Origin of the sequence: Vibrio gangliei (assembly GCF_026001925.1) — a bacterium.
GTDB lineage: Bacteria > Pseudomonadota > Gammaproteobacteria > Enterobacterales > Vibrionaceae > Vibrio > Vibrio gangliei.
This window is the reverse complement of sequence record NZ_AP021870.1, coordinates 351,492-363,412: the sequence shown is the minus strand read 5'-3', so window position 1 is coordinate 363,412 and position 11,921 is coordinate 351,492. Positions and strand designations below refer to the sequence as shown.

Annotated in this window: 8 protein-coding genes; all 8 read right to left on the bottom strand. The window is 42.6% G+C overall.

Annotated elements, in window-relative coordinates; translation table 11 throughout:
• Positions 1-38 precede the first annotated feature (38 nt).
• The 8 genes from Vgang_RS13520 to Vgang_RS13485 all read right to left on the bottom strand — a co-directional run bounded on the left by Vgang_RS13520 (position 39) and on the right by Vgang_RS13485 (position 11,863).
• Positions 39-1,508, bottom strand: coding sequence for an NAD-dependent succinate-semialdehyde dehydrogenase (locus Vgang_RS13520; RefSeq protein ID WP_406708322.1), 1,470 nt, complete (start codon positions 1,506-1,508; stop codon positions 39-41).
• Between the two features lie 300 nt (positions 1,509-1,808).
• Complete coding sequence (locus tag Vgang_RS13515; protein WP_105901374.1) at positions 1,809-2,270, bottom strand: Lrp/AsnC family transcriptional regulator; 462 nt, start codon at positions 2,268-2,270, stop codon at positions 1,809-1,811.
• Positions 2,271-2,347: 77 nt separating this feature from the next.
• Positions 2,348-3,535 carry a M24 family metallopeptidase gene (locus tag Vgang_RS13510; protein ID WP_105901373.1) on the bottom strand — a complete coding sequence of 396 codons (1,188 nt, stop codon included), beginning with the start codon at positions 3,533-3,535 and terminating at the stop codon, positions 2,348-2,350.
• Positions 3,536-3,715: 180 nt separating this feature from the next.
• A complete protein-coding gene (locus Vgang_RS13505) occupies positions 3,716-5,938 on the bottom strand; it encodes a TonB-dependent receptor (protein WP_105901372.1) in 2,223 nt (740 codons plus the stop codon).
• Positions 5,939-6,185: 247 nt separating this feature from the next.
• Positions 6,186-8,207, bottom strand: coding sequence for a Fe(3+)-hydroxamate ABC transporter permease FhuB (gene fhuB, locus Vgang_RS13500; RefSeq protein WP_105901371.1), 2,022 nt, complete (start codon positions 8,205-8,207; stop codon positions 6,186-6,188).
• Positions 8,208-9,146 carry an ABC transporter substrate-binding protein gene (locus Vgang_RS13495; protein WP_105901370.1) on the bottom strand — a complete coding sequence of 313 codons (939 nt, stop codon included), beginning with the start codon at positions 9,144-9,146 and terminating at the stop codon, positions 8,208-8,210.
• 40 nt (positions 9,147-9,186) lie between these two features.
• Positions 9,187-9,954, bottom strand: a complete 768-nt coding sequence (locus tag Vgang_RS13490) for an ABC transporter ATP-binding protein (protein ID WP_105901369.1) — start codon at positions 9,952-9,954, stop codon at positions 9,187-9,189.
• 160 nt (positions 9,955-10,114) lie between these two features.
• Positions 10,115-11,863: an IucA/IucC family protein gene (locus Vgang_RS13485; RefSeq protein WP_105901368.1), complete on the bottom strand. Its 1,749-nt coding sequence runs from the start codon at positions 11,861-11,863 to the stop codon at positions 10,115-10,117.
• Positions 11,864-11,921: the final 58 nt, after the last annotated feature.

The following is an 11,921-nucleotide window of genomic DNA, read 5'->3' as shown; positions in this document are numbered from 1 at the left end:
ATTTTCCAGCTCTCTGCTTTCATATCACTGCCTTTCATCTAACAGCCACTTGCAGAAGGTAGTTGCCCCAAACAGCAATATTTGATTTCACTAAACTCATCAAAACCATGGCAGCTTCCTTCCCGACCTAAACCCGATTGTTTCACGCCACCAAAGGGGATCGGCCCCCCGGTCATCTTGACGGAATTAACACTGACCATGCCAAACTCAAGCCCGCGTAAACAGCGCCATATATCATGGATATTGTGACCATAAACGTAGGCCGCTAAGCCATATTCAGTGTCATTACTCATCTCAATGGCTTGCTCTAACGTGTCGTAAGGTAAAACGCCTGCAACTGGGCAAAAGTTTTCCTCTTGGTAAACCGCCATATCTGGTGTGACATCGGCTAATAAAGTAGGCGCAAAGAAATTTGGTCCAGTTAAATGCCCTGGATATTGATGAATTAAACGTGCACCTTTTGTCAGCGCATCATCCACCAAGTGCTGTGCTTGTTTGGCTGCTTTGGCTGAAATGAGTGGCCCTAATGTGACGTTAGGATCTAAGCCATTGCCGACAACTATGCTTTTCATGGCTTGAGCAAATTGAGTAAGAAAGTCTTGATACAAATGGCGTGGTACAAAGATACGATTCGCCGCTAAGCAATCTTGGCCAGAAGTTTGGAACTTTGCCGCCATCGCTGCACTGACTGCTTGCTCCACATCCATATCATCCAGCATAATAAAGGGCGCATTGCCACCCAATTCCATGCTGCATTTTTTTACTGTTTCTGCCGCTTGTTTCAATAGCAACTTGCCAACCGCTGTCGAGCCAGTAAACGATAACGCTTTCACTTGTGGCGCGGCGCAAAGCGTCTCAGAAATCATGGCGGCATCTCCGGTAACAACATTGAGCACCCCCGATGGAAATCCACAACGATCGGCTAATTCCGCCAAGGCTAATGCAGAAAATGGCGTATCACTCGCGGGTTTAATGATCACAGGACAACCGATAGCAAGGGCGGCCGCCGCTTTTCTTGTGATCATGGCATTAGGAAAATTCCATGGCGTAATTAAAGCGGCAACACCAATTGGCTCACGTACAGTAGAAAGCTGTGCATCTTGAATATGACTCGGAATGGTATGGCCATAACTGCGTTTTGCCTCTTCAGCAAACCAACGAATAAATGACGCGCCATATTCAATTTCGCCCATGGCTTCCGCTAGCGTTTTTCCCTGCTCAACAACCATTAAATACGCCAGATCTTTCTGTGCATTTAAAATCGCATCATGCCAACGCAATAAATATTCGGAACGCTGTTCGACACTCAATTTTCGCCAAGGCTGAAATGCTCCTTCAGCACCTTCAATCGCTTGTTGAATTTGGGCTTTGTTGAGTTGGCTTACATAACCTACAACTTGATTATTGGCTGGGTTTTCAACCGCTTGAAAATCATCACCACATTCCCATTTCTTATTGATATAGGCATGGTTACGAACTAAACGTACATCATCCAATAACGCCATCATTTCGTGGGATGGTTTGTCATCAGTATTCTTATAAACAAAAGTTTGTTGAATATGATTCGCTGGTTTTGCAAATTCCATAACGCCTCCCGATATACCTAATCTCTGCTAGAAAGACTTATTTTTGATTGGGATACGTTAAGAATAGAAAGGACAACAAAAAGAAGTTTCTGGATCTAGGCGCTTAGGCTGCTGATTTTTTCTGTATTCCACCAGCAAAGGTGGCATTTTTTCTGGAGGTCAAAATCAATCAAGAGACACCGTCAAGCCAATAGAGCCCGTTCGGTAGGAAATGTACCACTGCTATTCATTATTGATGGGTGACCGCTGCTTAATGGTTTTAGTGACGATATAGGTGAAGTAACGTTCAATGCCTAGCTCCGAATCTAGCCATACGTCCATCAAACGTTGGTATTGATCAATATCATTCGTTTGTACTTTTAAAATGTAATCCACCCCGCCTCCAGTCGCATAGCAATCTGTGACTTCCGGTGTATCACACATCACCGATTCAAAACGCTTAAAAGCAGTGGAATGATGTTCTTTTAAAGATATTTCGACTAACACAGAAGTGTGCTTGAGGATTTTATTAATATTGACCCGAGCGCCATAACCTTCAATGACACCCGCTTGTTCTAATTTTTTCACTCTTTCCCAGCACGGGCTGACCGATAAATGAATTTCATCGGCCAACTGGGATTTAGTAATACGGCCATTTTCTTGCAAGATTTGTAGAATTTTCAGATCGTATTGGTCAAGTTGCATCTTACCTCCGAGTTCATTAAGGTTGATATACCCAAGTAGACTCAGTACTTAATAGACAATTAGTACTCAATAAATACTCAGTGCTTAATAAACAAGTGCCGAGGATAATCACACAAGGCCTGCGCACCAAATGGTGTGATCACGATACTTTCTGTTGTTTCTAGCCCCCAAGTATCAAACCACAATCCCGGCATTAAATGGAATGTCATCCCTTCTTGTAATACGGTTTGATCTTCTAAGCGTAAGCTCATGGTTCTTTCCCCCCAATCTGGTGGATAACTTAACCCAATTGGGTAGCCGCAGCGGGCACCGGCTCGGTCAAAACCAGCTTTATCTAAGATGGTTTGCAACACATGCGCCACATCTGCACATGTATTACCGGGACGAGCGACATCCATCGCCGCTTCAAGCGCAATGGTTAATGCTTCATCTGCGCGCTTGAACTGATCATCTGGTTCCCCCAAAAAGATGGTTCGAGATAAGGGGCAATGGTAACGACGATGCACTCCCGCCATCTCGATAAATGTGCCTTCGCCTTTATGAAAGGGTTGATCATCCCAAGTCAAATGCGGTGCAGAAGCATCAGCGCCAGAAGGCAGCATAGGGACAATCGAGGCGTAATCGCCAAAATGCCCTTCATAACCCAACACCGATTGGCGATTAATTTCCGCCACAAGGTGATGCTTTGGTAAACCCGGCTCTATCATTTCAAAAGCTACTCGGTGCATATTTTCAACTATTCGCGCGGCGTGATACATATAAATCAGCTCTTGCTCTGATTTCACCGCTCGGCACCAATTGACCAAGCCGGTTGCATCCAATAATTGCGCGTTAGGTAAGCTGTCTTTTAACCACTCGTAAGCTGTTGCGCTGAAGTAGTAATTGTCTTTTTCTACTCCGATTCGCCCTCTATCCCATAATTTAGGGGCGAGCACCGCTTTGACTAAATATTCCATCGGATGCAATTGCGGGTTCATCACATAATAGTCAGGATAATAAAAAACATTTTCCGCTGACATGTAAACGGTACGAAACGCACCATTGGCATCTAAATAACGTCCAAACCAAATCGGGTCTCCACTGGTTGATACCACCACACATTGCGGTACATAAAACGACCAACCATCATAGCCCGTCAACCAAGCCATATTTGACGGGTCATGAATGATCAATAAATCCAACTCTTTTTCTTCCATTGATTGACGCACTTTAAGTAAGCGCTGTTGATATTCTTCCAACGAGAACTTAAAGACTACTCTCTGCATATCAATCCCTCTCCACCCAAATAAAACCTTAAAAGTTAAAAACTATTCATATTGGCAGTATGGTTCAGGGATGGAGATTTGCCCAAAAAATACAGAATTTGAAATAAAAAACAGGCACATCAAGCACCTGTTTTGTTTTTCTATTCGATTAAGTTATTTAAAAAGACGTCTTTATACTCATTAATACTTAACTTGATAGCTCAACATATAAGTTCGACCTTGGCCTTTGTAATCGAAAACTGAGGCTGGACCATAATATGGGGAATAGAAGCCTTGCGCTCTTTGTCCCCAAACGGTGGTGTAGTCTTCATCCAATAAGTTTTGAATACCAAATGCTAAGCTACCCACTGGTAAGTTGACTGAAGTGGTTAGATCAACTGTAGTATAACCGTCCAGTTCGCCATCAAAATCATCAGTTAAGTCGAACATGGTGTTGCTTTGTAGGCGCAATGCATATTGTTCATCGTACCAACCTACCCAAGCACTGGCTTTGGAAGCACTCGCATAGTTAACCGATGTCTTAACCCAACTGCCGTTATCGTCTTTTTCTTCAGTACGAACCACATGACCGGAGCCACCGATTTGAAGGTTTTGCGTCAGCCAGTAATTTAGCTCAGTTTCAAGGCCGTAAACGCGCTTATCAGAATCTTCGACGGTAACCGAAAGATTTGAACTGCTATTAGAAATAACTTTATCCGATAACGAAATATAAGCTGCCGTTTGAATGCTTAAGGCACCAATTTGGTTACGCATACCTACTTCAAAACTATTAGTCGTCATACCTTCAAGTTCTGTATCCGACACATTGATGCTATCCACTAACGTTAAATGTCCACTGGCTTGTGGCTCATAAGTCCCATAACCATAATATTTTGCAGGATCCGCTAAATCAAAGCCTTGTGAGAAGTTTGCCCACACTTGGTTAGCTTGGTTAAAGTTGTAAATAGTGCCTAAGTTAAATAAACCGACTTTATAATCCGTGCTTCCTCCATCAATACTATCAGCAGAAGTGGCTTGCCCTAGCGCGATAGCCGTTTGAGCTTTTCCTGAAACAAAGTCATCAATCGTATTATTGATGTACTGATAACGGTATCCCCCCTGCACCGACCAATCATCGGTAATATTAAATTCAGCTTGAATAAAACCAGCCACCGAAGCGACTTCTGTTCCAGGATAACGTCCAATAGTGGCATAACTGCGGTTCACTAAGCCGCCTGTTGCAGCGCCAGTCACAGGATCAAAGATGGTTTGACTACTATCAAGTGTGTCAATATAACCATCGATACCGTAAGTCAGCTGTAATCGACCTAAATCTTTTAATAACGCCATTCGCAAGCTGACCACTTCTGTATCTTGCTCTGAGGCTGCAAGATAAGCACCGTAGATAAAAGGTATGAATGACATATTTTCTTTACGGTAAGAGGCTTGCACCATCAGCTGATGATTCAAAAAGTCTGTATTCAAGTAATTAAGATTCAGCATGTAACGTTCAGTGCCACCTTGCTGATCTGATTCGAACCCTTTACGTACTTCAATCTGGCTAGGATCGGCTAAGGCGGCAAAGTTTTGACCATAGTAGATTCCATAGGGGCTATCTTGTTGACTGTCATAATATTGCGCCAAAATAGATAAAGTTTGCGTATCAGTTAGATTGATCTCCCCTGACGCCATCAAGTCTAAAGTGGTGTTGTACTGCAGCGAACCTTGAGTAGTGTCAGGCACGATAATGTCGCCATTACCATCGTATTTACCACCAGCATCATGATAAACCGCAGAAATTCGACCACGCGCTTTTTCATTACCACCACTGATTGATTGTGCAATTTTGCCATCGTAATCATCACTATTATTAAAACCACTACCACCGCCAACGTATGTTTCACCATGGAGGCCAGTTTCGGTCGCTTTCTTAGTCACAATATTGATCACACCGCCCGTTGCTCCTGCCCCGTAGACGGATGTGGCACCGGAAAGCACTTCAATACGCTCAATATTAAATGGATCAATGGAGTCAAACTGACGACTGATTGAACGTGAAGAGTTAAGTGATACACCATCAATCATGACAAGTGCTGAGCGCCCACGTAAGTTTTGTCCGTAGTTAGTACGTCCTTGGCTACCAACGTCCAAAGAAGGAATAGTTGCCGCTAAAATATCGCCGACACTTTTACCGTTGCGCGCTTCTTCTTCAATGCGCTCCTGGTCGACATACCAAACCGTACCCGGAATATCACTAATACTTTTCGGCGCTGTACTGGCCACGACCACCACGGTATCCATAGCTGTGCTTTTCTCTTCTGCCTGAACGGAAAAGCTTGAAATACCTGCTACCGCTAATGCCAGAGTTACTGGTGCTAATTTTTTTGGTGGCAAGTTGAGTCCTTTTAACGTGTTGATTTCCATTTAACTTCGTCTCTCTAAATTGTTTTTAATAATGAAGGTTCATACATTCTGCACAATGCCATCACAACCAATAAAAATAGGAATACAAATAATAAGTATTACCATATAGTGGTTATAAGAATCCGTCATCACCACTCTAACGTTGGTTCAAAACGGGACTGTATTACTTGAAATTTCAAGTTACAGGTATAGGTGGAGTCTTAGCTCTACCTTTAGTTTTAGTTAATCTGCTTGGTTTATTTGACTGTTAATTTTGCTTTCTTAATAAATAGATAAAGTAACCACCACCAATCAGTGATGCCAGCAATCCCGCTGGTACTTGCCAAGGAAACCAAATATTTCGCCCTAGCCAATCGGCTAATAACATGATGTTACTGCCTATTACACAAGACAACAGCATTTGATGTCGTGCGCTATGTTGCCCCATAGATTTAGCCATATGAGGGGCCAATAATCCGACAAAACTCAGTGGCCCCACCACGATCACAGCCAATGCAGTCAGCATCGATGCAAATAACATCAAACATTGACGAACACGGTAGGTATTCAACCCTAAAGCACTCGCGGTAATGCTGCCTAGTGCCATCAAATCTAGCCAACGGTGGCAAGCAAATAATCCAACCGCGAGCACTATGGTTCCTACAATCAAAAGCAGTGAATCAGACCACGCCACGAGATACGTTGAACCGGATAACCACGCCAATAATCCTTTTACTTGCTCGTTACCCGAGGCCAATGAAATCCGAATCAATGAATCTAATAGCGCGCTTAATGCCACCCCAGTCAATAGCATTTTTACTGGCGAAAGTTGGCTCTTACGGCTAAACCACCACACCATCAACATGATGAACAATGCCCCGCCGCTGCCAAGTAATAACTGTTCAAAACGCGTCACTGAACCAAACAACAGCACACCTAATACCAAAGCAAAAGCGGCTCCAGAACTGATCCCAATCACTTCCGGGCTCGACATCGGATTACCCGTGATACGTTGAATAATGCTACCGGCTAACGCTAAGGCTGAGCCGGCAAAAATCGCCACCAATATGCGCGGTATTCTTAAATCTAAAACGCTATGCGCAAAGCTGAGTTGCCAGCCAAGTTGGCTTTGCCCCAAAAACAAAGACAGTAACGTAAACGCAATGAGAACCAATAATGAAATAATAAAAACGGATAAAAAAGATTGGTCAGAAAATTGTGGATCCGCATCAGGTTCAAACTTTTGTGTACTTGACCAGGTTTGTTTATTCAAAAGCCACAGTAAACACGGTGCCCCAATCAAAGCTGTGACCGCGCCGGTTGGGAGCAATTCACCAGAAACTCCGGCAAAAGGCATAACAAGAAGGTCTGTTAATAGCAATAAAACCGCGCCCACAAGAGAACTCAGCAATAACTGAGAAATCAGTCTTCTAGCTCCTAATAATTTGGCAAGACTTGGAGCAACTAGACCAATAAAGCTGATAATGCCCACTTCACTCACGATACTTGAAGTAACAAACACCGCGATCATTAAAGCGGCAATTCTCAACAGACCAACTTTGACACCGATTGATGAGGCGACATCTTCACCGAGCTGCAAAATTGACAATGGACGCTGAATCACTAATAAGATTAATAATGCAATGGCAACTTGTGGCAATAAATGCGCTACACCACTCCAATCATTTTGATCTAATGCCCCTGCCCCCCAAATAAATAAGCCCGTTAATTGCTGTTCATTAAATAGGATCAACACCATATTGAGTGAGCCTAGAAATAAAGTCACGACCATGCCCGCTAACACCATTTGCAGTGGTGCAAAGCCTTTATGGGCCGTCAGTAAAAACACTAAACCGGTCGCCATTAATCCCCCAGCAAATGCTAAGGTTTTTGGTGTCAACCAGAACAAAGCACTAAGCTCAGAGTGCCAAGCTGATAAAGGCAATAATAACGCAACCGCAACCCCTAACTGTGCCCCTGAAGCCACACCCAGCGTGGTTGGTGAAGCCAATGGGTTTCTTAATACCGTTTGCATCACAGAACCTGCAAGCGCCAAACCTGCGCCACATAGCAACGCCATCATCAAACGAGGGAAATAGCTGTAATGTAAAATAACTTGCTGATAACTATTCTGATCAGGAGAAAATAGAGCTTGAGCAAATTGTTCAACAGGCAATGAATACGGCATGCTTGCCTTAATCAATAGGCTCAATAGCCCAATGATCAAGGCAATGAGAACCCCATACTTGAACATACCAAATTTAAAATATGTAGGGAGCGCAGCGTCCATCTATTTCGCCTTCACCTGTGCTTCTATCGAATTGGTTTGCGTTAAGATTCGGGTAACTTCATCACTGAATTTTCGCGCAGCTAACAAGCCACCAAATGTCCATACTGGTGGCAGCTCATAAGCACGTTGTTCACGTACAAACTTCATAACTTTCCAAATAGGGTTACTCGTCAGCGATTTTCTTTCATCATCGGTTAATGGCCCATAATAAAAAACGTTGGAATCTTGAAGTGGTGCTAATTGTTGAATTGTTGCGGAACTAAACCCCCAGCTATTGCCTTGTTGTTGCCAAGCATTGGTTAACCCCATTAATTCAATTGTTTCACCTGACAAAGAAGTCTTACCATGAATACGTAGGTGCTGTTCACCAAGAAAACGGATTAATAACAAAGATGGAATCGTTGTTTGAGAGGCTTTTTCGAATTGCTCTATCTTGAATTTATTGCTTTGGATGTTGTCATCAAAATCCCTGATAACTTGCTCGGCTTGCTCACTACGATGTAACACTTTGCCGAGAGTACGAACTTGAGATTTAGCATTTTCTATCGGTTGATGCGAATCAGTATAAATACTTAGCACCATGGTGGGTGCAATCGCATTTAACTTTTGATAAGCAGGGCTCATTGCATCACTCATTAAAATGAGATCTGGCTTCATTTGCGCGAGAAGCTCGAGGTTCGGCTCTCTTCTTGAGCCGATGCTGATAACACTTTCAGGCAATGGTGGCGAGACAACCCAAGCTTGATACCCTTTAACATCTGCGATGCCTGTTGGTGTTACACCAAGTGCGAGCAAATGTTCGGTCGAGACCCAATCCAATGCCACTATTTTTTGAGGAACAGAATCAAAGGTCACTTCCCCCATCTCATGTTTAAAGCTTTCAGCGTGAGCATTATACGATGTCCACAAGATTAACAATGAGACTAGCCAGCTTTTCATACAAACTTCCTTTTAAATACATCAATATATGAAGACGCCACTAACGGATATAGCTGATCGCATGACCAGTTTCAGGGTGAACAAATAAATCAAGCGGTATCCCGTAGATTTGATGCAGTACATCTTGCTGCATTAGCTCCTCAGGTGTGCCACTAGCTAAGACTTTTCCAGAATGTAACGCCACCATCTGATCACTAAACCTTGCCGCCATATTGATATCATGTAACACCATGATCACGGTTAACCCTAACGCTTGGTTTAACTCACGTACCAAAGCCAATAATTCATATTGATGAGCTACATCTAATGCGGATGTAGGCTCATCCAATAAAATACATTCGCTTTTTTGTGCAAGTAACATCGCCATCCAAGCACGTTGTCTTTCACCACCAGAAAGCGTAGCCACAAAGCGGTCTTGCATATGGGCTAACCCTACTTGTTCAATGGCCTCGTCGATATATTCTTCATCTTTTGAGCTATATCGGCCGAATAAGCCTTTCCATGGATAACGACCAAAGCGCACTAACTCACGAACTTTGACCCCATCGGTCAATGGCGGGTGTTGCGGTAAATAGGCGACTTTTAAAGCAAACTCTTTTGCGGTTAAAAGATGAATATTTTTTTCATCTAGCTCAATTTCACCTTGCGTTGCGGCTTGCTGCCTTGCCAACATTTTTATTAATGTCGATTTCCCACTACCATTGTGTCCAAGTAAACTCGTTACTTTACCCTTCTCAAAGCTTAAAGACGTTGGACTTAAAATAGTTTTATTTTGAGTCTCAAACGTAACATCTTGTAATCGAAACATATCCTTAAGCTCACTAAGTAAATCAAACTTCGCAAATAGTAATGATTATCATAAACTGTATCAATACCATTTTTGATTTATATACATTTCAATAGCACTTTTTTGATGTTTTTCTAGATCATGTCCTATCATCTTTGATAAATATCCATAATAATCAGGGTTAAATAAGCAGAGGGTTGGCGATAGGATCGGCTAATTCTGGCAATGGTCTTTCACTACTATCCCCTAAACCAATTTTAAAACGCACTTTATTAAGGCAGATCTTATCGATGTTGGTTGTCAATAGATCTAAAGCCTTAAAACGTTCGTTCAATTCAGGGTGTTCAGCTTGGTAGGCTTGCAAAGTCCTTGTTAGTAGTTGATAAAATTCTTGCTCGCTTACGCCACTCTTTTCAAGCATGGGAGAAACAAAACGCAGAACCGTGACAAAGTGCCCTGTAAGTAAATCATGGATAAGATAATGAGCTGGCAAGCGTACAAGGTTGACTTGAATATCTTGATCTAGTGTCGAAAGCTCGGGAAAATCTTGATCGATAAGTCGTAAGTCGCCATGAAAGTCTTTAATCAAGCAGCCAACTGGGAAATGGTTTTCTAAAATCAAAGTGACGTTTTGTCCATGCGCGACAATTCCCACGCCATACTTAACCATTAAGTGATAAATAGGCACGACGACATGGGTAAACATGGCTTTCAACCACTCTTGCGCCGTTCTGTTAGATAAATGAATTAACGCTTCAATACACGGCATACCGCTTAAATCTTGTTGCATTAGCGTTGCCATTGAAAGCGGTCTTTGGTGCTCGCTAAGTAGGCTCTCGGCACGTTCTCGCCAAATACAACCCAGCATTTCTTGGTAACGATATGGCCCGTCGATTTTAGCTTGATAAGGGTGAGGACAATACACACCACCAATTTCTTGTTGAACTCGAAGGCCGAGCTTATTTAAAACCGCATCTTGTTTTGTAATATCCGCCAGCCAGGCTGAAATGCGTGCGCCATGAGCAATATACTTACCAGGGATACCGCGATAACAAGAGGTATTTAAGATCGTTAATGCCGTTTTGACATCCACTTTCACACTCGGTATTTCTGCCGTCAGTGTTCTGATCGATTGCTGAGGCAACCACTTCACTGTCGTTGTACCGAGCTCGATCAATTTACTTTCAACGAAATACTGTAAAAATTGGCTTTTAAGGTAACGTTGTAACTGCCAGGGATGCACAAGAATAATATCAAACTGCTCTAACCCACCTGACGGTAATTTATTGAGTAATGAATGCCATTCAGACTCGCTGACAAAAGAGGCAAACAAATCCTCAATATTTAAACCAGCCTTAAATCCAGACACAGAAATCGATTTATCTACCGCCAAGAAATGCAGTGTAAATGCTTGAGCTGACTCTGGAGAATAGCGCTCAAGATCATGCTCTCCCCACCCTAAACGTCCTTTATTGGCGATTAATTTAGGATGTGCATTTAAATATTTTTGTCTCGTGATTTCATCACATTGAACAATATCAAAAGCGGTCAATCCTTGTTGAACTTCCAAGCTACGCAACTCACTGATTAGGGTCTGTTGAACCTCTTCTAAAAAGCCGGCTAAATTCATATCCGAAATATTGAGTACCGGTTGTAAATCAATCAGCAAATCGTTTAATAAAGTCATCTCACCATGGCTTGATTGAATTGAATCATTATCAATGTTGAGCATCCTCCATACTGTTTTTTGTGCTTCAAATCGCCATTGTTGCGCCCCGCAGTCAAGTACATAAATTTGCTTGTTCGATGTATGAGTATTCGGTGTTTGAGCACTCAATGAGCCATATTCGACTAACTGCTCAAAATGAATTTCACTTAATGTTTTACCTATCAAATTACGGTTTGCTTGTTCCCAAAATGTATACGACACGCCGCCTCCTACTGCCCAATAACCACAAATAAGCCATTGATATTTATTCGATAACCCA